This window comes from Thiothrix subterranea, from assembly GCF_016772315.1.
Taxonomy (GTDB): Bacteria; Pseudomonadota; Gammaproteobacteria; order Thiotrichales; family Thiotrichaceae; genus Thiothrix; species Thiothrix subterranea.
In genome coordinates this window covers 1,338,976-1,361,198 of the sequence record NZ_CP053482.1, presented here as the reverse complement: position 1 = coordinate 1,361,198, position 22,223 = coordinate 1,338,976, and the positions used below count along the sequence as shown (strand labels likewise).

Below are 22,223 nucleotides of genomic sequence, written 5' to 3'. Positions count from 1 at the left end.
GCAGGCTGGCAGTGCATAAGTACTGTCGGCCTTTTCTCGCTTATTAAGGCGAGTGAAAAATCCGGCAGTTTATGTTGTGCGCCGGGGTTCTGATTCCAGAAGAGGAAAGACGATGGGACTGAGTTATACCGAAAAGAAACGGATCCGCAAAGATTTTGGTAAGCGGCCGCAGATACTGGATGTGCCTAACTTACTCACCATTCAGTTAGATTCCTATCGACACTTCCTGCAACTGGAAAAGCCAGTCGCAGAGCGCAGGGACGTTGGTTTGCACGCGGCTTTTTCCTCGGTATTTCCGATTGTTAGCTACAACAACTATGTTGCGTTGGAGTATGCCGACTATCGTTTGGCAGAGCCTGTGTTCGATGTGCAGGAATGCCAGTTGCGCGGTTTGACGTTTGCGACATCACTGCGTGTTAAATTGCGTCTGGTCATTTATGACAAAGATGCACCTGCGGATGCCAAAGTGGTCAAGGCCATTAAAGAGCAGGACGTTTATCTGGGCGAATTGCCACTGATGACGGATAAAGGCACATTTATTATTAACGGTACTGAGCGTGTTATCGTTTCTCAGTTGCACCGTTCACCAGGCGTGTTCTTTGAGCATGACAAGGGTAAATCCAATTCCGCTGGCAAATTGTTGCACAGTGCGCGGGTAATTCCTTACCGTGGTTCATGGCTCGATTTCGAGTTCGACCCGAAAGATTCTATTTTTGTACGTATCGACCGTCGCCGCAAATTGCCCGCGACGATTTTGCTGCGTGCACTGGGTATGCAGAATGAAGGCATTCTGGATGTCTTTTTTGACAAAACGACGGTGCATTTGAGTGACAGTTCCATTGAAATGGAGTTAATCCCTGAGCGCTTGCGCGGCGATTTGGCTTCATTTGACATTATGCTGGACGGCCAAGTTTTGGTAGAGACTGGGCGGCGCATTACTGCTAAGCATATCCGTCAGTTGGAAAAGTCCGGCATGAACAAGCTGGTTGTACCCAACGATTATATGACCGGCATGGGCAGTACACCCGGCAAGATTTTAGCACACAACATTATTGACTCTTCTACGGGTGAGTTGTTGGCCTCTGCCAATGACGAACTCACCCCTGCGCTCTTGGAAAAATTGCGCGACAACGATATTAAGACATTTAAGATTCTCTACACCAATGATTTAGATCGTGGCCCGTTTGTCTCCAATACTCTGAAGATTGATCCCAGTAGTAGCCAGTTGGAAGCACAGGTTGAAATCTATCGCATGATGCGTCCTGGTGAGCCACCGACCAAAGAAGCAGCAGAAAACTTGTTTAACAATCTGTTCTTCGTCGATGACCGCTATGACTTGTCTGGCGTGGGTCGGATGAAGTTCAACCGTCGTTTGGGACGTGAGGAAGCGACCGGTTCGGGTGTATTGGATCAAAACGACATTCTCGATGTGCTGAAAAAGCTGATCGACATCCGTGACGGTCGCGATGACGTCGATGACATCGACCACCTCGGCAACCGTCGTGTGCGTAGCGTCGGTGAAATGGCTGAAAATGCCTTCCGTGTTGGCTTGGTGCGTGTTGAACGTGCGGTCAAAGAGCGTTTGACGATGGCGGAAAGCGAAGGTCTGATGCCGCAAGAACTGGTGAATTCCAAGCCAGTTTCGGCGGCGATCAAAGAGTTCTTCGGTTCCAGCCAGTTGTCACAGTTCATGGATCAAAACAATCCGCTGTCGGAAGTGACCCACAAACGCCGTATTTCTGCGCTGGGGCCGGGCGGTTTAACCCGTGAACGTGCAGGCTTTGAAGTGCGTGACGTACATCCAACCCACTACGGTCGGGTTTGTCCAATCGAAACGCCGGAAGGCCCGAACATCGGTCTGATCAATTCATTGGCGGTGTATGCGCGTACCAATGACTACGGTTTCTTGGAAACGCCTTATCGCAAGGTTATTGACAGTAAACCGACCATGCAGATTGACTACCTGTCAGCGATTGAAGAATCCAATTATGTGATCGCGCAGGCGAGTGCGGAATTGGATGATGAAGGTCGTTTGTCAGATGAGTTCGTCTCTTGCCGTCACCGTAATGAATTTACGTTGAAGCAAGCGAACGAAGTCCAGTACATGGACGTATCGCCGAAGCAAATCGTATCCGTGGCAGCATCCCTGATCCCATTCTTGGAACACGATGACGCGAACCGCGCCTTGATGGGTTCTAACATGCAACGTCAGGCAGTTCCTTGCTTGCGTGCAGACAAGCCATTGTCTGGTACGGGCATGGAGCGTGCGGTAGCGCAAGACTCCGGTTCAGCAATTTCAGCACGTCGTGGCGGTATTATTGACTCCGTGGATGCAGGGCGTGTGGTCGTGCGTGTGAATGACGATGAAGCCGACGAAGTGCGTGGCGGTGTTGATATTTACAGTTTGATCAAGTACACCCGTTCCAACCAAAACACCTGCATTAATCAACGCCCGATTGTCAAAGTTGGTGACGTCATTGCGCGTGGCGACGTATTGGCGGACGGTTCTTCCACGGACTTGGGTGAATTGGCGTTAGGGCAGAATATGTTCATCGCCTTTATGCCTTGGAACGGTTACAACTACGAAGACTCGATCTTGCTGTCTGAGCGCGTGGTGGATGAAGACCGTTATACGTCGATTCATATCGAAGAAATGTCGTGTCTGGCGCGTGATACCAAGCTGGGGCCAGAAGAAATCACGGCGGATATTCCGAACGTGAGCGAAAGCCTGCTGGCAAAGTTGGACGAATGCGGCATTATCCACGTGGGTGCGGAAGTCAAACCGGGTGATATTCTGGTCGGTAAGGTGACACCTAAGGGCGAAAGCCAATTGACGCCAGAAGAAAAATTGCTGCGTGCCATCTTTGGTGAAAAAGCGTCTGACGTAAAAGATACCTCTTTGCGGGTGTCAACGGGCATGACGGGTACGGTTATCGACGTGCGTGTGTTTACCCGTGATGGGGTTGAACGTGATGCGCGTGCCTTGGCGATTCAGGAAGAAGATCTGAAGAAAGTTCGCAAAGATTTACGCGATGAATTGCGTATTTATGAAGCGGATATTTTTGACCGTTTTGCGAAGTTGGTGATCGGTAAAGAGGCCGTTGGTGGCCCTAATCGCTTAACGTCTGGCACGGTTGTGACCGAATCTTACTTGCATAATCTGGAGAAAAAAGATTGGTTCGCCATCCGTATGCAAGATGATGAGGTGAATACCCAACTCGAATCGCTGTCTCACCAGATTGATGAGAAGAAAAAGCACTACGAAACCCGTTTGCACAAACAACGTGACAAGCTCATGGCGGGCGATGACCTCGCGCCGGGTGTGCTGAAAATGGTCAAAGTCTACATCGCGGTGAAACGTCGAATGCAGCCTGGGGATAAAATGGCAGGTCGTCACGGTAACAAGGGTGTGGTTTCACGCATCGTGCCGGTGGAAGACATGCCATACCTCGCCAATGGTCAAACAGTGGACATCGTATTGAATCCGTTGGGCGTTCCATCGCGTATGAACGTTGGTCAGGTATTAGAAACTCACTTAGGTTGGGCGGCTAAAGGCTTGGGCGAAAAGATTGCGCGGATGATTGATACCAAAGCAAAAATCGACGAATTACGTCAATTCATCAGTGAAATTTACGCCACGGGCGGTAATCCAAATCAAGATGAAATGATTGCTGAGTTGACCGATGATGAAGTCATTACGTTGGCAAACAATCTGCGCAAAGGCGTGCCGATGGCAACACAGGTATTTGACGGTGCGGATGAGGCCGAAATCAAAGCCATGTTGCGCTTAGCCGATTTGCCAGAAAGTGGGCAAACGCAATTGTGTGACGGACGCACCGGCGATACGTTTGAGCGTAAAGTAACCGTGGGTTACATGCACATGCTCAAACTCAATCACTTGGTTGACGATAAAATGCACGCACGTTCCACCGGGCCTTACAGCCTTGTTACGCAACAGCCTTTGGGTGGTAAAGCGCAATTTGGTGGTCAGCGTTTCGGGGAAATGGAAGTTTGGGCGCTGGAAGCTTACGGCGCGGCTTACACCTTGCAAGAAATGCTTACAGTCAAGTCGGATGACGTGAACGGTCGTAATAAGATGTATAAAAACATTGTGGACGGCGACCACTTCATGGAAGCCAGTATGCCTGAGTCCTTCAATGTATTGATGAAGGAAATCCGCTCACTGGGTCTGAATATCGAACTGGAACGGGATTAACACAGGATTTTGCCGATGAAAGATTTATTGAACTTCCACAAGAAAGAGCAGGAAACCCAAGACTTTGATGCAATCAAGGTTGGTTTGGCTTCCCCTGAGATTATCCGTTCATGGTCGTTTGGCGAAGTCAAAAAGCCTGAAACCATCAATTACCGGACGTTTAAGCCGGAGCGCGACGGTTTGTTCTGCGCCAAAATTTTTGGCCCAGTCAAAGACTATGAGTGCTTGTGCGGTAAATACAAGCGCTTGAAGCACCGTGGCGTGGTGTGTGAAAAATGTGGCGTTGAAGTCACCCAGACCAAGGTGCGCCGTGATCGCATGGGGCATATCGACCTCGCCAGCCCGGTGGCGCATATCTGGTTTTTGAAATCATTGCCGTCCCGCATCGGTTTGTTGTTGGACATGACGTTGCGGGATATTGAACGCATTCTGTACTTTGAAACCTTCGTGGTGACAGAGCCGGGCATGACGACGCTGGAACGCTCTCAGTTGCTCAGCGATGAAGCCTACTTGGAAGCTATTGAAGAATTCGGTGACGAATTTGAAGCCAGCATGGGTGCAGAAGCGGTATTGGAATTGCTGCGCTCTACCGATCTCAAGGAAGAAGTCGCGCGGATGCGTGAAGAAATCGCGGAGACGGGTTCTGAAACCAAACTGAAACGTTTGGGTAAGCGCTTGAAATTAATGGAATCCTTCATCAATTCCGGCAATAAACCTGAGTGGATGATTATGACGGTGCTGCCTGTGTTGCCGCCGGATTTGCGTCCATTAGTGCCGTTGGATGGTGGTCGTTTTGCGACATCCGATTTGAACGATCTGTACCGCCGTGTTATCAACCGTAACAACCGTTTAAAGCGTTTGTTAGAGCTGAATGCACCAGACATTATCGTGCGCAATGAAAAGCGTATGTTGCAAGAGTCTGTGGATGCGCTGCTCGACAACGGGCGTCGTGGTCGTGCGATTACCGGTTCTAACAAGCGTCCGCTGAAATCCTTGTCAGACATGATCAAGGGTAAGCAAGGCCGTTTCCGTCAGAACTTGTTGGGTAAACGGGTCGACTATTCTGGCCGTTCGGTTATCGTGGTTGGCCCTGCGTTGCGTTTGCACCAATGCGGTCTGCCGAAGAAAATGGCGCTGGAACTGTTCAAGCCGTTCATTTTCGGTAAGTTACAACGCCGTGGTTTAGCGACCACCATCAAGGCGGCGAAGAAACTGGTCGAGCGTGAAACGGCGGAAGTCTGGGATATTCTCGCGGAAGTCATCCGTGAACATCCGGTCATGCTCAACCGCGCACCTACCTTGCACCGTTTGGGGATTCAGGCGTTCGAGCCGACCCTGATCGAAGGTAAAGCCATCCAGTTGCACCCGCTGGTGTGTTCAGCGTTCAACGCCGACTTCGACGGCGACCAGATGGCGGTACACGTACCGTTGTCACTGGAAGCGCAGTTGGAAGCGCGTACCCTGATGATGGCGACCAATAACGTCCTGTCACCTGCCAACGGCGAGCCGATCATTGTGCCGTCGCAAGACATCGTTTTGGGTCTGTATTACATGACCCGTGATGCGATTAATGCGAAAGGCGAGGGCATGATCTTTGCCGATCCGTTGGAAGTGCAACGGGCTTACGATACCGGTAATGTATCGCTCCACGCCAAAGTCAAAGTGCGGATTACTGATAGTCTTAAAGACGAAGACGGTGAATTCATCAAGCGTACTCGCGTGTTGGATACCACGGTCGGACGTGCTTTGCTAACTAGCATTATGCCGGAAGGTTTGCCGTTTGAATTGTTCAACACGGTGTTGAAGAAAAAGGCAATTTCCAAGCTGATCAATGAAGCTTACCGTCGGGTGGGTTTGAAAGCATCCGTCGTGTTTGCTGACCAATTGATGTATACCGGCTACCGTTACGCGACCCGTGCCGGAGTTTCTTTCTGTGCGGATGATATGATGATCCCCGAAAAGAAAGCCGGTTTGTTGGCAGAAGCGGAAGATGCGGTACTGGAAATTCAGAAGCAATTCTCCAGCGGTTTGGTGACACAGGGCGAACGTTACAATAAGGTTGTTGACATCTGGGCGAGTACCAACGAAAAAGTCGCGAAGGCGATGATGGAGAAAATTGGTAAGCAGGAAGTCATTGATGCGGAAGGCAATCTGGTTTACCAAGAGTCCTTCAACTCCATCTACATGATGGCGGATTCCGGGGCGCGGGGTTCTGCGGCGCAGATTCGTCAGTTGGCAGGGATGCGGGGTTTGATGGCAAAACCGGACGGTTCCATCATTGAAACGCCGATTACCTCTAACTTCCGCGAAGGCTTGAACGTTCTGCAATACTTTATCTCGACGCACGGTGCGCGGAAAGGTTTGGCGGATACCGCTCTCAAAACCGCGAATTCTGGTTATCTGACGCGGCGTTTGGTCGACGTGGCGCAAGACATGGTGGTCACGATTGACGATTGCGGCACGGTGCAGGGCATCAAAATGCGTCCGATCATCGAAGGCGGTGACGTGGTAGAAGCCTTGGCGGAGCGTGTATTGGGGCGTGTGGTGGCGCAGGATGTTACCCGTGGTGATGAAATTCTGATTCCCGCCGGTACTTTCCTTGACGAAGCATGGGTCAAGCAAATTGATGCGCTGGCAGTGGATGAAATCGTGGTACGTTCAGCGATTACCTGCGAAACCCGTTACGGTGTGTGCGCGAAATGCTACGGTCGTGACCTTGCTCGTGGGCATATTGTCAACAAGGGTGAGGCTGTCGGGGTCATTGCGGCGCAATCTATCGGTGAGCCGGGTACTCAGTTGACCATGCGTACCTTCCACATCGGGGGTGCGGCAAGCCGGTCGGCGGCAGAAAGCAGCATTGCGGTCAAGTCCAGCGGTCAGGTGCATTTGCTCAACGTGAAAACGGTGCGCAACAAAGATGGCAAATTGGTGGTAGTGTCGCGTTCCGGCGAACTGGGTGTGGTCGATGAAAATGGGCGCGATAAAGAGCGTTATAAATTGACCTACGGTGCGCTGTTAACGATTGACCATTACGACAAAGTGGTCGCCGGTCAGGAAGTAGCAACGTGGGATCCGCATACCCACCCGATTATTTCCGAGGTAGCGGGTCAAGTCAGTTTCAGTGACTTTATTGATAACGTCACGGTGCAGACTAAAGTAGACGAAATGACAGGTTTGTCCTCCATCGAAGTCATGGATCCTAAAAACCGTCCTACCGCCGGTCGCGAATTGCGTCCAACCGTGCGTTTGTTGGATGAGCGTGGCGATAGTGTATTCTTTGAAGGCACGAAGATTCCGGTGCAATACCCCTTGCCAGCGGGCGCAATCGTTAGCTCTACCAATGGCGCAACCGTGCAGGTCGGCGAAGTTGTGGCGCGTCTGCCGCAAGCATCCTCTAAGACACGTGACATCACGGGTGGTTTGCCACGGGTTGCTGACTTGTTTGAAGCGCGTAAGCCGAAAGACGGTGCGATTCTGGCGGAAAAAACCGGGACAATCTCCTTCGGTAAAGAGACCAAAGGTAAGCAGCGTGTCATTATCACCGGTGAAGACGGTGAGCATTACGAAGAGCTGATTCCTAAATGGCGTAATCTGGACGTGTTTGAGGGTGAGAAACTTAACCGTGGTGAGGTAATTGCCGACGGTGAGCCCAATCCGCATGACATCCTGCGCTTGTTGGGTGCGACTGCGCTGGCAGAATACCAGGCGAGGGAAATCCAAGCCGTTTACCGCTTACAAGGGGTAAAGATCAACGACAAACACATCGAAGTCATTGTGCGTCAGATGATGCGCAAGGTCGAAGTGATTGATACCGGTGATAGTAAGTTCTTGCGTGGTGAGCAAACCGACTATTGGCGTGTGGTGGAAGAAAACAAACGTCTTGATCAAGAAGGTAAGCTCAAAATCGTTTACGAGCGGCTGCTTATGGGTATCACCAAAGCATCCTTGGTGACGGACTCCTTTGTGTCTGCGGCGTCCTTCCAAGAGACTACACGGGTTCTGACCGAAGCTGCGGTACGCGGTGCACGTGATGAGTTGCGTGGCTTGAAAGAAAACGTCATTGTGGGGCGCTTGATTCCGGCAGGTACGGGCTTGGCTTACCATGACGCACGTCGTAGCCAACGCAATGAGTTTGCTTACGAACGTCCGGCGCCGACTGAAACGATCAGTTTCGGTGAGCCTTTGGACATGGGTTCAGACGATTAATATTAGTTGAAGACATAACAATCGGGAAAACCTCCTTGACAGGAGGCTTCCCGATCCCTAGAATCTTGCCTCCTTAAGTAGACCGATTTCCGGTCTGACTTCTTTATGGGGACAAGGCAAGCCAAGCAGATTCCTCGTGATTCCAGGAGATAATTTCAGGATATGGCAACAGTAAACCAATTGGTGCGTAAACCGCGCCAAAGCAAAGTAGAGAAAAGCAAGGTGCCAGCGCTAGAGGCTTGTCCGCAGCGCCGTGGTGTTTGCACCCGTGTTTATACAACCACGCCTAAAAAGCCGAACTCCGCTATGCGTAAGGTTGCTCGTGTGCGTCTGACCAATGGTTTTGAAGTCACCAGTTATATCGGTGGTGAAGGCCATAATCTCCAGGAACACTCGGTTGTACTGATTCGCGGCGGTCGTGTAAAAGACCTTCCGGGTGTTCGTTATCATACCGTTCGTGGTAGTTTGGATACACAGGGTGTTAAAAACCGTAAACAAGCTCGTTCCAAGTACGGCACGAAGCGTCCTAAGAAGTAATTCACTGGTGATATGAATCATGCCTAGAAGAAGAGAAGTCCCCAAGCGCATCGTGCTGCCCGATCCTAAGTTCGGAAGCCAGTTGCTGACTAAGTTTATGAATGCCATTATGCAAGATGGTAAAAAGTCTGCTGCCGAAAAAATTATTTACGGTGCATTGTCTGAAATTTCAGGCAAGAAAGGCGGTGACGGTATTGAAGTGCTGGAATACGCATTGGATAACGTCCGTCCTGCGGTAGAAGTTAAATCCCGCCGTGTCGGTGGCGCCACTTACCAAGTTCCGGTTGAAGTACGTCCTTCACGTCAAAATGCGCTCGCTATGCGTTGGTTGATTGATGCGGCTCGCAAGCGTGGTGAGAAATCCATGGCGCGTAAGCTGGCAGGTGAATTGATGGATGCTTCTGAGAAGCGTGGTACTGCTGTGAAGAAGCGTGAAGACGTGCATCGCATGGCAGAGGCTAACAAAGCCTTCGCACACTTTCGCTGGTAATGATAAGAGTGACCATCAGTGGCACGTAGCACCCCTATTGAGCAGTACCGTAATATCGGCATCATGGCACACATTGATGCGGGTAAGACTACTGCTACCGAGCGCATCCTGTTTTACACGGGTGTGTCTCATAAGATAGGGGAAGTGCATGATGGCGCTGCTACCATGGACTGGATGGAGCAGGAGCGTGAGCGTGGTATTACGATTACCTCCGCTGCTACCACTTGTTTCTGGTCAGGTATGGATAAGCAGTTTCCGCTGCATCGTATCAATATCATCGACACGCCGGGGCACGTGGACTTCACCATTGAAGTAGAGCGTTCGCTGCGAGTGTTAGATGGTGCGATGTTTGTGTTGTGCGCCGTAGGTGGAGTGCAGCCGCAATCGGAAACAGTGTGGCGGCAGGCAAACAAGTATCATGTGCCGCGCATGGCTTTCGTCAATAAGATGGATCGTTCCGGTGCAAACTTCCTGCGCGTTTACGAGCAGTTGAAGGCTAAACTGAACGCTAATCCGGTGCCGTTGCAACTGCCGATCGGAGCAGAAGAAGATTTTGCCGGTGTCGTTGATCTGATTCGCATGAAAGCGATCATGTGGAATGATGCTGACAAGGGTGTTACTTACGAAGCTGTTGATATTCCAGCAGATATGGTGGCTTCTTGTCAGGAATGGCGTGAGAAGATGGTAGAGGCTGCTGCCGAAGCCGATGATATTTTGATGGATAAGTACCTTGAAGAAGGCGACTTGTCCACTGAGGAGATTATAGCTGGTTTGCGCAAGCGTACCATTAATCTTGAAATTATCCCGATGACCTGTGGCTCGGCTTTCAAGAATAAGGGCGTGCAAGCAGCACTTGATAAGATTGTTGAGTTGATGCCTTCACCCTTGGATGTGCCTGCAATCAAGGGACACTTGGATGATAAGGCAGGAACCGAGGCGGAGCGTCATGCGAGTGATGACGAGCCGTTTGCTGCATTGGCTTTCAAGATTGCGACTGACCCCTTTGTGGGGACATTGACGTTTTTCCGGGTATATTCTGGCGTGTTGACATCACAAAGTGCTGTCTACAATCCTGTCAAAGGTAAGCGCGAGCGTATTGGACGTTTGGTGCAAATGCACTCGAATGCGCGTGAGGACATTGACGAAGTACGTGCTGGTGATATTGCGGCGGCTGTCGGTCTGAAGGACGTGACAACGGGCGACACGCTGTGCGATATGAATCGTGTCATTACTTTGGAGAAAATGGATTTTCCTGAGCCGGTTATTGCTGTCGCGGTTGAGCCAAAGTCTAAGGCTGATCAAGAACGCATGGGGATTGCGCTGAGTAAACTCGCGCAGGAAGACCCCTCGTTTCGGGTGCGCACTGACGAAGAAACCGGGCAAACCATTATCGCTGGTATGGGCGAATTGCACCTAGAAATCATCGTCGACCGTATGCTGCGTGAGTTCAAAGTTAACTGCAACGTGGGCGCACCACAAGTGGCTTACCGTGAAACCATCCGCAAAACGGTTGAAGTTGAAGGTAAATTTGTGCGTCAGTCTGGTGGGCGCGGGCAGTATGGTCATGTTTGGCTGCGGCTTGAGCCACTAGGTGAAGCAGAAGGCTACAAATTTGAAAATGCCTTGGTAGGTGGTGTGGTGCCGAAAGAATTCGTGCCAGCCGTCGACAAGGGTGCACAAGAACAAATGGGTAACGGCGTATTGGTCGGTTTCCCACTGGTTGACATGAAAGTAACCTTGTTTGATGGGTCTTATCATGATGTCGATTCCAGTGAAATGGCATTTAAAATTGCAGGCTCTATAGCACTCCGTCAGGGAGTCATGGACGCAGCACCGGCTCTGTTAGAGCCAGTGATGAAGGTTGAAGTGACTACGCCTGATGAGTATATGGGTGATGTTATCGGTGATCTGAACCGCCGTCGTGGTGTCATTCAGGGCATGGATGAAGAAAGCGGCAGTTTGGTGGTGCGGGCAGAAGTACCATTGGGTGAAATGTTTGGTTATGCAACTGATCTGCGTTCCGCTACCCAAGGTCGCGCTGCTTACAGCATGGAGTTTGTGCGCTATGCAGACGCACCTGCTGCCGTGACTCAGGCGGTGATAAAAAAAGTGAAAGGTGAGTAACGATACCTTTGCGTGTCGGTACTGTTTGCATTTGAAATGAAAGACGGTCTGCGTTTTGCGATCCGTGAAGGTGTTGTACTGTCGGCACCGATGTTGTTGCTAAAATTATTGAGTAATAGTTATGTCTGATCAAAGAATCCGTATTCGCCTGAAAGCATTCGATCATCGCTTAATTGATCGTTCTGCGACTGAGATCGTTGAAACAGCTAAGCGGACGGGTGCGCGTGTCAAAGGGCCAATTCCTTTGCCTACACGTATCGAGCGTTACACCATTCTGGTTTCCCCGCACGTCGATAAAGATGCGCGTGACCAGTATGAGATCCGTACTTACAAGCGTCTGATGGATATTATTGATCCGACTGACAAGACTGTTGATGCTCTGATGAAGCTGGATTTGGCTGCGGGCGTTGATGTACAAATCAAGCTTAACTGATTTGTAAAAAAAGACTTAACGGCAGAGATTTTTCTGCTATAATGTGCGGCTTTCCACGGCTCGACCTAGGTCGAGCCGAGTTTTTCTAAAAGATAGAATGAAAGTTGCTCGGTGTGAGTAATTCGAAGAGGTATGCAAATGGCTATCGGTCTGCTGGGTCGCAAAGTAGGTATGACCCGGATATACGGTGAAGATGGAGGTTCAACCCCCGTCACTGTGCTTGAGATTGCGGCAAACCGCGTGTCACAAGTCAAGACGGTAGAAACAGATGGTTACAATGCCATCCAGTTATCTACAGGTGAGAAAAAATCTTCCCGCGTTTCCAAATCGGAAGCTGGTCATTTTGCCAAGGCGAGTGTGCCTGCTGGTACTTGTGTTCGTGAGTCACGCATTGATGATGCGTCAGGTTACGAGCTGGGTGCTGAGTTGGCAGTCAGCATGTTTGAAGCAGGTCAAATGGTTGATGTGACTGGCGTTAGCAAGGGTAAAGGCTTTGCTGGTGTTTTGAAGCGTCACCATTTTGCTGGTCAAGACCGCACGCATGGTAACTCTTTGTCGCACCGGGTTCCGGGTTCCATTGGTCAGAACCAAACGCCAGGCCGGGTATTCCCAGGCAAAAAAATGGCTGGTCATATGGGTGCTGTACAGCGTACTGCCCAGAATCTGCAAGTGGTACGTGTAGACGCTGAGCGCAATCTGTTGTTGGTTAAGGGTGCTGTTCCAGGCGCTACTAACGGCGACGTGGTTGTCAAGCTGTCGGTCAAGGCATAAAGGTGGCAGCAATGGAATTACAGATTGCAAATGGTGGCTCAGTCGCGGTAAGCGATGAGATTTTTGCACGTGAATTTAACGAAGGTCTGGTGCATCAGGCGGTCGTTGCTTATATGGCAGCAGGTCGTGCTGGTACTAAAGCACAAAAGACTCGTTCTGATGTAAGCGGTGGTGGCTGCAAGCCATTCAAGCAGAAAGGTACTGGTCGTGCGCGTGCAGGTAGTATTCGTAGCCCATTGTGGCGTACAGGTGGTAAGTCTTTTGCAGCACGTCCTCGCGACTTCACGCAGAAGCTGAATAAGAAAATGTACCGCGCAGCGATGCGGGCAATTTTCTCTGAATTGTTGCGTCAAGACCGTTTCTTGGTAGTGGACTCTTTCAACATCGAAGAGCCGAAGACTAAGTTAATGTTGGCAAAGTTGAAAGAGTATGGCTCTAACGACGTGCTGCTGGTCTCGGATATTGATGATGTTAATGTATTGCTGTCTGCTCGCAATATTCCTTACTGTGAAGTTACCACGGTTGCTGGTTTGAATCCGGTTAGCTTGGTAGGTCATCAGAAAGTAGTAGTAACGACCGGTGCAGTGAGCAAAATTCAGGAGTGGCTGGCATGAGTGTAGAACGTCTCTATCATGTTTTGGTTGCGCCGCGTGTGACAGAAAAAACTGTCCGTGCTACTGAAAAAGCAAACCAGTACGTGTTTAAGGTTGCTAAAACAGCAACTAAACAAGAAATCAAAGATGCTGTCGAGACTTTATTTGAAGTCAAAGTTGATAAGGTTCGCACCATCAACATGAAAGGCAAGCAGAAGAACTTCGGACGTCGTGGCGGTCAGCGCAACGACTGGAAAAAGGCTTATATTAGCCTGTCTGAAGGTTTCTCTCTGGATGCGGCAGCGGAATAAGGCAAGGGTGAATCATGGCAGTCGTTAAGGCAAAACCAACCTCCCCAGGGCGTCGCTTCCAGGTCAAGGTTGTTAACAAAGAATTACACAAGGGTGCACCTTGTAAGAGTTTGTTGGAAAACAAGCGTAAGAGCGGTGGTCGTAATAACACCGGTCGGATTACAGTGCGTCATGTGGGTGGTGGTCATCGCCAGCATTATCGTCTCGTGGATTTCAAGCGTCGCAAGGATGATATTCCAGCACGTGTTGAGCATCTGGAGTACGATCCAAACCGCAGCGCCAATATTGCATTGTTATTGTATGCAGACGGTGAACGTCGCTACATCATTGCACCGAAAGGCTTGAGTGCAGGTGCGGAGGTAGTGTCTGGTGTTCATGCGCCAATCGCTCCCGGTAATTGCTTGCCAATGCGTAATATCCCTGTAGGTAGCGTGATTCACTGCATCGAAATGAAGGTTGGTAAAGGTGCTCAGTTAGCACGTAGTGCTGGTACTTCTGCTCAGTTGGTGGCGCGTGAAGGTGCTTATGCTACCATTCGTCTGCGTTCGGGTGAGATGCGCAAAGTTCCGATTGACTGCCGCGCAACGGTGGGTGAGGTCGGTAACTCCGAACATGGTCTGATTAAACTGGGTAAAGCGGGCGCGAAGCGCTGGCGTGGTGTTCGTCCTACCGTTCGCGGTGTGGTCATGAACCCAGTAGACCATCCACACGGTGGTGGTGAAGGTCGTACCTCTGGTGGTCGTCACCCTGTTACTCCTTGGGGTGTTCCAACCAAGGGTTACAAAACTCGTAGCAACAAACGCACTGACAATATGATTGTCCGTCGCCGGAACAAGAAGTAAGAGGATTACACAGTGCCACGTTCACTAAAAAAAGGTCCTTTCGTTGACCATCACCTGATGAAGAAGATTGAAACTGCTAAAGCGGCTAACGATCGTCGTCCAATCAAAACATGGTCGCGCCGTTCTATGATCCTGCCTGAATTTATTGGCTTGACTGTAGCGGTGCATAACGGCAAGCAACATATTCCGGTGTTGGTCAATGAAAACATGGTAGGTCACAAGTTGGGTGAGTTTGCACTGACCCGTTCTTATCGTGGTCACGTCGCCGACAAAAAGTCGAAGTAAGAGGTAGAAATGGAAGTTGCAGCAAAATTGCGTTTCGCACGCATTTCACCTCAGAAGTGCCGACTAGTCGCTGATCAGATTCGTGGACTGCCTGTCGATAAGGCGTTGAATATTCTGGCATTTAGCCCGAAAAAAGGCGCTGCGATGTTGAAGAAGGTTCTGGAGTCTGCGATTGCTAACGCTGAACACAATGACGGTGCCGACGTGGACGAATTGTGCATTAAAAGCGTATTCGTTGATCAGGGTCCAACCATGAAGCGTATCATGCCGCGTGCTAAAGGTCGTGCTAACCGCATCCTGAAGCGCACCAGTCACATTACCGTCGCTGTAGGCGAGAAGTAAGGTTTAGTATGGGTCAGAAAGTACATCCAACCGGTATCCGTCTTGGTATCGCCACCGACTGGCGCTCTAAGTGGTACGCTGAAGGCAAGGACTATGCCGACTTCCTGTTCAAAGATTTGGAAGTGCGCACATTCTTGAAAAAGAAGCTGAAAGAAGCTTCGGTTAGCCGCATTCAAATTGAGCGTCCTGCAAAGTCTGCGTTTATTACCATTCATACAGCACGTCCGGGCGTGGTGATTGGTAAGAAAGGCGAGGATATTGAGAAGCTGCGTGCAGAAACGGCTGCAAAGCTGGGCTTACACGTCAATAACGTGAAGCTAAATATCGAAGAAATTCGTAAGCCTGAATTGGATTCTCAATTGGTTGCCGAAAGCATTGCCAGCCAGCTTGAGCGTCGTATTATGTTCCGCCGCGCTGCGAAGCGTGCGGTTGCGAATGCGATGCGCTTAGGTGCGTTAGGTATCAAAGTTTGTGTGGCAGGTCGTTTGAATGGTGCAGAGATTGCGCGGACTGAATTTTTCCGCGAAGGTCGTGTGCCGCTTCATACACTGCGTGCTGACATCGACTATGCAACTGCGGAAGCTCTCACCACCTATGGTATCATCGGTGTGAAAGTTTGGATCTACAAGGGCGAAGTCTTCGACCTGGAACAGAAACAGCAATCTAGCCAAAGCCAAGGTCAGAACCAAGGTCAAGGCAGAAAGAAGAAGTGATAGAGGTTTGAGATGTTACAACCCAAGAGAACCAAATTCCGCAAACAGATGAAAGGCCGCAATCGCGGTCTGGCATTGGCGGGCAGCAAAGTCAGCTTCGGCGATTTCGGACTGAAAACGGTAGAACGTGGTCGCTTGACGGCACGTCAAATTGAATCGGCACGTCGTGCGATCAACCGTTATGTACGTCGTGGCGGTAAAATCTGGATTCGCGTGTTCCCGGACAAGCCAATCAGCAAAAAGCCGTTGGAAGTCCGTCAAGGTAAAGGTAAAGGGAACGTTGAATACTGGGTGGCACTGGTTCAGCCTGGCAAGGTTCTCTACGAAATTGAAGGTGTGGCAGAAGAAATTGCACGCGAGGCTTTCCGCCTTGCTTCTGCAAAACTGCCGGTTAAGACTACATTTGTTTCCCGTCAGGTGATGTGATGAACGCAGCAGAACTTAAGCAAAAATCAGCTACTGAGCTTAAAACTGAGCTGGTAGAAAACCTGAAGGAGCAGTTTAAGCTGCGTATGCAAAAAGCCGCTGGCCAGTTATCACGTCCTTCCGAAGTGAAGCGTGTGCGTCGTCAGATTGCCCGTATCAAGACAGTGCTTGCACAAAAGCAAGTGGCAGGTGAATAACGATGACTGTTAGCGAAGAAGCAAAAGTTGAACGCAGCCTGATGGGTCGTGTAGTCAGTAACAAAATGGACAAGTCAATCGTGGTGCTGATGGAACGTCAAGTAAAGCACCCAATGTATGGTAAGTTCATTAAGCGTTCTAAAAAATACCATGTTCACGATGAAAATAATGAATGTCGTGAAGGTGATACCGTAATGTTCAAGGAATGCCGTCCTTTGTCGAAGACAAAGCACTGGACCTTGATCAAAGTTGTTGAACGCGCCCCAGGCCAAGCATAAGGGACGGAGAACATAAATGATCCAGATGCAATCCATTCTGCTAGTTGCAGATAATAGTGGTGCCAAACGAGTTATGTGCATCAAAGTTCTGGGCGGTTCTCATCGTCGTTATGCAGGCATTGGTGACATCATCAAGGTCAGCATTAAAGATGCGATTCCGCGCGGTAAGGTTAAGAAAGGCGATGTTTATAACGCTGTTATCGTGCGTACTGCTCACGGTGTGCGTCGTAATGACGGCTCTAAGATTCGTTTTGATGGTAATGCCGCAGTCCTGCTGAACAATAAGCTTGACCCGATCGGCACTCGTATTTTTGGGCCTGTCACTCGCGAATTGCGTGGTGAAAAGTTCATGAAGATTATTTCTCTAGCACCTGAAGTGCTGTAAGACTGCAACGACAGAAGTAGGTGACGAAATGCGTAAAATTCGCAGTAATGACGAAGTAGTTGTCATCACCGGCAAAGATAAAGGCCGTCGCGGCAAGATCATGCAGGTGTTGGTAGACGAAGGTAAGGTTTTGGTTCAAGGTATTAACCGTGTTAAGAAACACGTTAAACCTAACCCAAATGCAGGTGTTCAAGGCGGCATTATTGAAAAAGAAATGCCGATGGATACTTCAAATGTGATGCTGGTCAATCCTGCCACTGGCAAGGGTGACCGCGTTGGATTCAAGCTCCTGGACGATGGTAAGAAAATCCGTGTCTTTAAGTCCAATGGTGAGCGCGTAGACGCTTAAGGTGTAAAATGTCGAGACTGCAACAGTATTACCGCGATACTGTCATCAAGGAATTGATGGACAAGTTCGGGTACAGCAATGTGATGGAAGTACCGAAGCTGGTGAAAGTCAGCCTGAACATGGGTTTGGGTGAAGCTGTCGGTGATAAGAAGATTATTGAACATGCAACAGGCGATATGTCTAAAATCGCAGGTCAAAAACCTGTGGTGACATTAAGCCGTAAATCAGTGGCGGGTTTCAAAATCCGTGACGGTTGGCCAATTGGCTGTATGGTAACGCTTCGTGGCGAGAAAATGTACGAGTTCATTGACCGCCTCGTCAACATTTCCATCCCGCGTATCCGTGACTTTCGTGGTCTCAATGCCCGTGCCTTTGATGGTCGTGGCAACTACAATATGGGCATCAAAGAACAGATCATCTTTCCAGAGATCGAGTACGACAAAATTGATGTCCTGCGTGGTATGAACATTACGATTGCGACCACCGCAAAAAACAACGAAGAAGGGAAGGCGCTGCTCGAAGCGTTCAAATTCCCTTTCCGTCAGCAGTAAGAGGATAAGATCACATGGCTAAGAAATCCATGATCGCTCGTGAAACACGCCGCACTGCTGCTGTCGCAAAATTCGCAGCTAAGCGTGATGAACTGAAAGCTATCATTAGCAGCCCTGACAGCTCATTTGAAGCTGTGATGGAAGCTAACGAAAAATTGCAAAAGTTACCACGCGATAGCAGCTCGGTTCGTCAAATGACCCGTTGCCGTCTGACTGGTCGTCCACATGCTGTTTACCGCAAATTCGGTCTGTGCCGTAATAAATTGCGCGAAGCTGCCATGCGTGGCGATGTGCCTGGTTTGACCAAAGCAAGTTGGTAAAGGAGAAACAAAATGAGTATGAGTGATCCTATCGCCGACATGCTGACCCGCATTCGTAACGGTCAAATGGCAACCAAGGCGAGCGTTAAATTTCCGTCTTCTAAACAGAAAACGGCGATTCTAGAAGTACTACAAAGCGAAGGTTATGTTGCTGAATTTGCAACAGATGCAGTCGATGGTAAGCCTGTTACAACGGTTAAACTGAAGTATTTTCAGGGCAAACCGGTTATCACCAAGGTGAAACGTATCAGCCGCCCCGGTCTGCGTATTTTCCGTGGTGCAGATGAGCTGCCAACAGTTATGGGTGGTTACGGTGTTTCCATCGTTTCCACATCCAAAGGTGTCATGAGTGGTCGCGTTGCCAAGGCTTCTGGCCAGGGTGGCGAAGTCATTTGCACGGTTGAATAAAGGCGGGCTTTGAAATGTCTAGAATTGCAAAGAAAGCGCTGACTGTGCCACAAGGTGTGGAAGTTAGCATCAGCGGGCAAAGCCTGAAAGTCAAAGGCGGCAAAGGCTCTTTTGATTTCGCAGTGCACGACGCTGTAGAAGTTTCACAAGAAGACAATGTGCTGAAGTTTAAAGCTAAGCGTGACGGCGATTCTGCTGGTTGGGCATTAGCGGGTACTACACGTGCATTGGCAAACAACATGGTGATTGGCGTTAGCCAAGGCTTTGAGAAAAAATTGCAGTTGGTTGGGGTCGGTTATCGTGCTCAAGCGCAAGGCAATAAACTAAATCTCAGCTTGGGTTTTTCCCACCCTGTGGTACACGATATGCCAGAAGGCATTACGGTCGAAACCCCTAGTCAGACAGAAATTCTGATCCGTGGTAGCGATAAGCAGAAAGTTGGTCAAGTTGCGGCAGAAGTTCGTGCATACCGTCCACCAGAGCCTTACAAAGGCAAAGGTGTGAAGTATTCAGACGAAGTTATTCTGCGTAAAGAGACCAAGAAGAAGAAGTAAGGTGAACTAAAGATGGACAAGAAAACATCCCGCATCCGTCGTGGTAAGCGTAGCCGCATGAAAATGCGTGAGTTGCGTGTTAACCGTCTGAGTATTCACCGTACTTCTCTGCATATCTATGCACAAGTGGTGACTGCTGATGGTTCTCAAGTGCTGGCTTCAGCTTCTACGCTGGATAAAGACCTGAAAGCAGGTCTGGACTACACCGGCAACGTTGCCGCTGCTATCGCAGTGGGTAAGTTGGTTGCTGAGCGTGCATTGGCAAAAGGTATTGACGCGGTTGCTTTTGATCGCTCTGGTTTTAAATATCATGGTCGCATCAAGGCGCTGGCAGATAGCGCTCGTGAAGCCGGTCTGAAATTCTAAGGATTTATCATGGCGAAGGCAGAACATACATCAGCACCATCCGACGGCTTGCAAGAAAAGTTGGTTAAAGTTAACCGCGTTGCTAAGACGGTTAAAGGTGGTCGCATCATGAGTTTCACTGCGTTGACCGTAGTGGGCGATGGTAATGGTCGCGTGGGTTTTGGTTACGGTAAGGCGCGTGAAGTGCCTGCTGCTATTCAAAAAGCCATGGATCAGGCACGTCGCAACATGGTGACAGTTTCTTTGGTAGACGGTACTTTGCAATACCCTATCAAATACGAACAGGGCGCAGCACGTATTTACATGCAGCCCGCTTCTGAAGGTACAGGCGTTATCGCTGGTGGTGCGATGCGTGCGGTTCTGGAAGTGGCGGGAGTACGTAACGTACTGTCCAAATGCCAAGGCACACGTAATGCGGGCAATGTGGTTCGCACTACGATCGCTGCACTGGGTTCAATGCAATCACCTGAGATGATTGCGGCGAAACGTGGTAAAGCCGTTGCAGACATTAAGGGGTAAATAATGACTTCCGCGAAACAACTCAAAGTGACGTTATACCGCAGTCTGAATGGTCGCTTGAAAGCCCATCAACAGTGTGCGCGTGGCCTTGGTATCCGTAAGATTCACAATACAATTACTGTGATTGATACCCCTGAAAACCGTGGCATGATCAACAAGATTTCCTACATGCTCAAGGTTGAGGAAGCTTAAGATGAAATTAAATACGCTACAACCTGAATTGGGTAGCCGCCCTGAGCGCACCCGTGTAGGCCGTGGTATTGGCTCTGGTTTGGGTAAGACTGCTGGTCGTGGTCACAAAGGTCAAAAATCCCGTAAAGGTGGTTTCCATCACCGTAAGGGTTTTGAAGGTGGTCAGATGCCTATGCATCGCCGTCTGCCTAAGTTTGGCTTTACATCACGCATTGGTCAGCGCACCGCCGAAGTTCGTTTGAACGAATTGGCATTGGTCGAAGGCGATGTTATTGATCTGGCTGGTCTGATTGCTGCGAATGTGGTTGATGCGCGTACCTTGCAAGCTAAAATCATTCTTTCCGGTGAAGTTGCGAAAGCAGTCACTGTAAAGGGTGTTGGCGTGACCAAGGGCGCACGTGCCGCGATCGAAGCAGCAGGCGGCACAATCGAAGAATAACGGATAAAAAATATGCGCAAGAACCCTACAGGTTCCCTTGGGGGCTTTGGAAACATGGTTGAAATCCGCCAGCGGCTAGTTTTTGTGCTGCTGGCGTTGATCGTTTACCGCATTGGTACCTACATTCCTGTTCCTGGTGTAAATCCTGCGGCTATGGCGCAATTTTTTGACCAGAATAATGGTACAATTCTCGGCGTTTTTAATATGTTTTCAGGTGGCGCATTAGAGCGCTTGAGCGTATTTGCGTTAGGAATCATGCCGTATATCTCAGCTTCCATCATCATGCAGTTGATGGCAACGGTTGTTCCTACATTGGAACAAATCAAAAAAGAAGGTGAGTCTGGTCGCCGTAAGATCACGCAATATACGCGCTACGGCACTGTGGTTTTGGCTTTGTTTCAAAGCTTCGGTGTGGCGATTGCATTGGGTGGTACTGATGCAGGTAATGGTCAAACCATTGCGCTGAATCCAGGTATCGGTTTCACAATTACTACGGTTGTCACTTTAGTGACAGGTACGCTTTTCCTAATGTGGTTAGGCGAACAAATTACCGAACGTGGTATTGGTAATGGTATCTCTTTGATCATTTTCGCGGGTATTGTTGCTGGTTTGCCTGCTGCCATTGGTGGCACGTTAGAACTGGTGAATACCGGTGAATTGCATTCTCTGTTTGTTATCGCATTGTTGTTATTGGTGTTGGCAGTAACCGCGTTGGTTATCTTTGTTGAACGTGGTCAACGTCGCATTACGGTTAATTACGCGAATCGTCAACAAGGTCGCAAAATGATGCAGGCACAATCTAGTCATTTGCCTTTGAAGTTAAATATGGCGGGGGTTATCCCACCCATTTTTGCTTCCAGCATTATTTTGTTCCCAGCAACATTGGGTCAGTGGTTTGGCAACGCGGAAGGTATGGGCTGGTTAAAAGGCTTTTTTGATATGTTAAAGCCTGGTGAACCCGTTTATGTCTTGCTTTATGCCACGGCTATTGTATTCTTCTGCTTCTTTTATACAGCACTGGTATTCAACTCGCGTGAAACCGCTGATAATTTGAAAAAAGCAGGTGCTTTCATTCCGGGGATTAGGCCGGGTGAACAAACATCTAAATATATTGATGGTGTTATGACTCGCTTGACCGCAGTCGGTGCTATCTACATTACATTGGTCTGTCTGCTGCCTGAATTCCTGATTCTAGGTTGGAATGTTCCTTTTTACTTTGGGGGAACTTCACTGCTTATCATTGTGGTGGTGGTCATGGATTTCCTGTCACAATTGCAGGCACACATGATGTCACATCAATACGAAGGTCTGATGAAAAAGGCCAATTTCAAAGCGCAGACACGCCCCGGCACAGTGCGCTGATCTGATCACTTTTG

General features: G+C 49.5%; 27 protein-coding genes. All 27 read left to right on the top strand.

The window, feature by feature from the left end; all coding sequences use genetic code 11:
- Positions 1–112 precede the first annotated feature (112 nt).
- The 27 genes from rpoB (at position 113) to secY (ending at position 22,209) form a co-directional block, all read left to right on the top strand.
- Entirely contained in the window at positions 113–4,216 is a 4,104-nt protein-coding gene (gene rpoB, locus HMY34_RS06725; RefSeq protein WP_202718502.1) for a DNA-directed RNA polymerase subunit beta, read from the top strand.
- A gap of 15 nt (positions 4,217–4,231) precedes the next feature.
- Positions 4,232–8,422, top strand: coding sequence for a DNA-directed RNA polymerase subunit beta' (gene rpoC, locus HMY34_RS06720; protein ID WP_202718501.1), 4,191 nt, complete (start codon positions 4,232–4,234; stop codon positions 8,420–8,422).
- Between the two features lie 162 nt (positions 8,423–8,584).
- Positions 8,585–8,959: a 30S ribosomal protein S12 gene (gene rpsL, locus HMY34_RS06715; protein ID WP_028489190.1), complete on the top strand. Its 375-nt coding sequence runs from the start codon at positions 8,585–8,587 to the stop codon at positions 8,957–8,959.
- Positions 8,960–8,978: 19 nt separating this feature from the next.
- Positions 8,979–9,449 (top strand): 30S ribosomal protein S7, encoded by a 471-nt coding sequence (gene rpsG, locus HMY34_RS06710; protein WP_202718500.1) that lies wholly within the window; start codon positions 8,979–8,981, stop codon positions 9,447–9,449.
- 18 nt (positions 9,450–9,467) lie between these two features.
- Positions 9,468–11,573, top strand: a complete 2,106-nt coding sequence (gene fusA / locus HMY34_RS06705) for an elongation factor G (protein ID WP_202718499.1) — start codon at positions 9,468–9,470, stop codon at positions 11,571–11,573.
- A 121-nt stretch (positions 11,574–11,694) separates the two neighbouring features.
- Positions 11,695–12,006 (top strand): 30S ribosomal protein S10, encoded by a 312-nt coding sequence (rpsJ, locus tag HMY34_RS06700; RefSeq protein WP_028489194.1) that lies wholly within the window; start codon positions 11,695–11,697, stop codon positions 12,004–12,006.
- Between the two features lie 138 nt (positions 12,007–12,144).
- On the top strand, positions 12,145–12,777 hold the full coding sequence (gene rplC / locus HMY34_RS06695) for a 50S ribosomal protein L3 (protein WP_202719143.1): 633 nt from the start codon (positions 12,145–12,147) through the stop codon (positions 12,775–12,777).
- Between the two features lie 11 nt (positions 12,778–12,788).
- Complete coding sequence (gene rplD / locus HMY34_RS06690) at positions 12,789–13,391, top strand: 50S ribosomal protein L4 (protein WP_202718498.1); 603 nt, start codon at positions 12,789–12,791, stop codon at positions 13,389–13,391.
- Positions 13,388–13,681: a 50S ribosomal protein L23 gene (rplW, locus tag HMY34_RS06685; protein WP_202718497.1), complete on the top strand. Its 294-nt coding sequence runs from the start codon at positions 13,388–13,390 to the stop codon at positions 13,679–13,681. The genes rplD and rplW overlap by 4 nt, the downstream gene beginning before the upstream one ends.
- Positions 13,682–13,695: 14 nt before the next feature.
- Entirely contained in the window at positions 13,696–14,523 is an 828-nt protein-coding gene (rplB, locus tag HMY34_RS06680) for a 50S ribosomal protein L2 (protein WP_202718496.1), read from the top strand.
- A gap of 12 nt (positions 14,524–14,535) precedes the next feature.
- Positions 14,536–14,808 carry a 30S ribosomal protein S19 gene (gene rpsS, locus HMY34_RS06675; RefSeq protein WP_202718495.1) on the top strand — a complete coding sequence of 91 codons (273 nt, stop codon included), beginning with the start codon at positions 14,536–14,538 and terminating at the stop codon, positions 14,806–14,808.
- A 9-nt stretch (positions 14,809–14,817) separates the two neighbouring features.
- A complete protein-coding gene (rplV, locus tag HMY34_RS06670) occupies positions 14,818–15,150 on the top strand; it encodes a 50S ribosomal protein L22 (protein ID WP_202718494.1) in 333 nt (110 codons plus the stop codon).
- An 8-nt stretch (positions 15,151–15,158) separates the two neighbouring features.
- The gene (gene rpsC / locus HMY34_RS06665; RefSeq protein ID WP_202718493.1) at positions 15,159–15,863 is read left to right on the top strand and encodes a 30S ribosomal protein S3; all 705 of its coding nucleotides are present in this window, start codon (positions 15,159–15,161) and stop codon (positions 15,861–15,863) included.
- Positions 15,864–15,875: 12 nt separating this feature from the next.
- Complete coding sequence (gene rplP / locus HMY34_RS06660) at positions 15,876–16,289, top strand: 50S ribosomal protein L16 (protein ID WP_028489202.1); 414 nt, start codon at positions 15,876–15,878, stop codon at positions 16,287–16,289.
- The gene (gene rpmC, locus HMY34_RS06655; protein WP_202718492.1) at positions 16,289–16,486 is read left to right on the top strand and encodes a 50S ribosomal protein L29; all 198 of its coding nucleotides are present in this window, start codon (positions 16,289–16,291) and stop codon (positions 16,484–16,486) included. Before rplP ends, rpmC begins: the two co-directional genes overlap by 1 nt.
- Before the next feature lie 2 nt (positions 16,487–16,488).
- Complete coding sequence (gene rpsQ / locus HMY34_RS06650; protein WP_093064473.1) at positions 16,489–16,764, top strand: 30S ribosomal protein S17; 276 nt, start codon at positions 16,489–16,491, stop codon at positions 16,762–16,764.
- Positions 16,765–16,780: 16 nt separating this feature from the next.
- A complete protein-coding gene (rplN, locus tag HMY34_RS06645) occupies positions 16,781–17,149 on the top strand; it encodes a 50S ribosomal protein L14 (protein WP_202718491.1) in 369 nt (122 codons plus the stop codon).
- A 28-nt stretch (positions 17,150–17,177) separates the two neighbouring features.
- Positions 17,178–17,498, top strand: a complete 321-nt coding sequence (gene rplX, locus HMY34_RS06640) for a 50S ribosomal protein L24 (RefSeq protein ID WP_093064477.1) — start codon at positions 17,178–17,180, stop codon at positions 17,496–17,498.
- Between the two features lie 8 nt (positions 17,499–17,506).
- Positions 17,507–18,049 carry a 50S ribosomal protein L5 gene (gene rplE / locus HMY34_RS06635; protein ID WP_202718490.1) on the top strand — a complete coding sequence of 181 codons (543 nt, stop codon included), beginning with the start codon at positions 17,507–17,509 and terminating at the stop codon, positions 18,047–18,049.
- A gap of 14 nt (positions 18,050–18,063) precedes the next feature.
- Complete coding sequence (gene rpsN, locus HMY34_RS06630; protein WP_202718489.1) at positions 18,064–18,369, top strand: 30S ribosomal protein S14; 306 nt, start codon at positions 18,064–18,066, stop codon at positions 18,367–18,369.
- 12 nt (positions 18,370–18,381) lie between these two features.
- Complete coding sequence (gene rpsH, locus HMY34_RS06625; RefSeq protein WP_202718488.1) at positions 18,382–18,777, top strand: 30S ribosomal protein S8; 396 nt, start codon at positions 18,382–18,384, stop codon at positions 18,775–18,777.
- Between the two features lie 14 nt (positions 18,778–18,791).
- Positions 18,792–19,331: a 50S ribosomal protein L6 gene (gene rplF / locus HMY34_RS06620; protein WP_202718487.1), complete on the top strand. Its 540-nt coding sequence runs from the start codon at positions 18,792–18,794 to the stop codon at positions 19,329–19,331.
- A gap of 12 nt (positions 19,332–19,343) precedes the next feature.
- A complete protein-coding gene (rplR, locus tag HMY34_RS06615; RefSeq protein ID WP_202718486.1) occupies positions 19,344–19,697 on the top strand; it encodes a 50S ribosomal protein L18 in 354 nt (117 codons plus the stop codon).
- A 9-nt stretch (positions 19,698–19,706) separates the two neighbouring features.
- Positions 19,707–20,216 carry a 30S ribosomal protein S5 gene (rpsE, locus tag HMY34_RS06610; RefSeq protein ID WP_202718485.1) on the top strand — a complete coding sequence of 170 codons (510 nt, stop codon included), beginning with the start codon at positions 19,707–19,709 and terminating at the stop codon, positions 20,214–20,216.
- A 3-nt stretch (positions 20,217–20,219) separates the two neighbouring features.
- Positions 20,220–20,408: a 50S ribosomal protein L30 gene (rpmD, locus tag HMY34_RS06605; RefSeq protein WP_202718484.1), complete on the top strand. Its 189-nt coding sequence runs from the start codon at positions 20,220–20,222 to the stop codon at positions 20,406–20,408.
- Between the two features lies 1 nt (position 20,409).
- On the top strand, positions 20,410–20,847 hold the full coding sequence (gene rplO / locus HMY34_RS06600) for a 50S ribosomal protein L15 (protein ID WP_202718483.1): 438 nt from the start codon (positions 20,410–20,412) through the stop codon (positions 20,845–20,847).
- Between the two features lie 12 nt (positions 20,848–20,859).
- On the top strand, positions 20,860–22,209 hold the full coding sequence (gene secY, locus HMY34_RS06595) for a preprotein translocase subunit SecY (RefSeq protein WP_202718482.1): 1,350 nt from the start codon (positions 20,860–20,862) through the stop codon (positions 22,207–22,209).
- Positions 22,210–22,223: the final 14 nt, after the last annotated feature.

What these genes read in the sequence shown, in the direction of transcription:
- rpoB (WP_202718502.1), top strand. Translation starts at nt 113, where the DNA reads ATGGGACTGAGTTATACCGAAAAGAAACGGATCCGCAAAGATTTTGGT.
- rpoC (WP_202718501.1), top strand. Translation starts at nt 4,232, where the DNA reads ATGAAAGATTTATTGAACTTCCACAAGAAAGAGCAGGAAACCCAAGAC.
- rpsL (WP_028489190.1), top strand. Translation starts at nt 8,585, where the DNA reads ATGGCAACAGTAAACCAATTGGTGCGTAAACCGCGCCAAAGCAAAGTA.
- rpsG (WP_202718500.1), top strand. Translation starts at nt 8,979, where the DNA reads ATGCCTAGAAGAAGAGAAGTCCCCAAGCGCATCGTGCTGCCCGATCCT.
- rpsJ (WP_028489194.1), top strand. Translation starts at nt 11,695, where the DNA reads ATGTCTGATCAAAGAATCCGTATTCGCCTGAAAGCATTCGATCATCGC.
- rplC (WP_202719143.1), top strand. Translation starts at nt 12,145, where the DNA reads ATGGCTATCGGTCTGCTGGGTCGCAAAGTAGGTATGACCCGGATATAC.
- rplD (WP_202718498.1), top strand. Translation starts at nt 12,789, where the DNA reads ATGGAATTACAGATTGCAAATGGTGGCTCAGTCGCGGTAAGCGATGAG.
- rplW (WP_202718497.1), top strand. Translation starts at nt 13,388, where the DNA reads ATGAGTGTAGAACGTCTCTATCATGTTTTGGTTGCGCCGCGTGTGACA.
- rplB (WP_202718496.1), top strand. Translation starts at nt 13,696, where the DNA reads ATGGCAGTCGTTAAGGCAAAACCAACCTCCCCAGGGCGTCGCTTCCAG.
- rplV (WP_202718494.1), top strand. Translation starts at nt 14,818, where the DNA reads ATGGAAGTTGCAGCAAAATTGCGTTTCGCACGCATTTCACCTCAGAAG.
- rpsC (WP_202718493.1), top strand. Translation starts at nt 15,159, where the DNA reads ATGGGTCAGAAAGTACATCCAACCGGTATCCGTCTTGGTATCGCCACC.
- rplP (WP_028489202.1), top strand. Translation starts at nt 15,876, where the DNA reads ATGTTACAACCCAAGAGAACCAAATTCCGCAAACAGATGAAAGGCCGC.
- rpmC (WP_202718492.1), top strand. Translation starts at nt 16,289, where the DNA reads ATGAACGCAGCAGAACTTAAGCAAAAATCAGCTACTGAGCTTAAAACT.
- rpsQ (WP_093064473.1), top strand. Translation starts at nt 16,489, where the DNA reads ATGACTGTTAGCGAAGAAGCAAAAGTTGAACGCAGCCTGATGGGTCGT.
- rplN (WP_202718491.1), top strand. Translation starts at nt 16,781, where the DNA reads ATGATCCAGATGCAATCCATTCTGCTAGTTGCAGATAATAGTGGTGCC.
- rplX (WP_093064477.1), top strand. Translation starts at nt 17,178, where the DNA reads ATGCGTAAAATTCGCAGTAATGACGAAGTAGTTGTCATCACCGGCAAA.
- rplE (WP_202718490.1), top strand. Translation starts at nt 17,507, where the DNA reads ATGTCGAGACTGCAACAGTATTACCGCGATACTGTCATCAAGGAATTG.
- rpsN (WP_202718489.1), top strand. Translation starts at nt 18,064, where the DNA reads ATGGCTAAGAAATCCATGATCGCTCGTGAAACACGCCGCACTGCTGCT.
- rpsH (WP_202718488.1), top strand. Translation starts at nt 18,382, where the DNA reads ATGAGTATGAGTGATCCTATCGCCGACATGCTGACCCGCATTCGTAAC.
- rplF (WP_202718487.1), top strand. Translation starts at nt 18,792, where the DNA reads ATGTCTAGAATTGCAAAGAAAGCGCTGACTGTGCCACAAGGTGTGGAA.
- rplR (WP_202718486.1), top strand. Translation starts at nt 19,344, where the DNA reads ATGGACAAGAAAACATCCCGCATCCGTCGTGGTAAGCGTAGCCGCATG.
- rpsE (WP_202718485.1), top strand. Translation starts at nt 19,707, where the DNA reads ATGGCGAAGGCAGAACATACATCAGCACCATCCGACGGCTTGCAAGAA.
- rpmD (WP_202718484.1), top strand. Translation starts at nt 20,220, where the DNA reads ATGACTTCCGCGAAACAACTCAAAGTGACGTTATACCGCAGTCTGAAT.
- rplO (WP_202718483.1), top strand. Translation starts at nt 20,410, where the DNA reads ATGAAATTAAATACGCTACAACCTGAATTGGGTAGCCGCCCTGAGCGC.
- secY (WP_202718482.1), top strand. Translation starts at nt 20,860, where the DNA reads ATGCGCAAGAACCCTACAGGTTCCCTTGGGGGCTTTGGAAACATGGTT.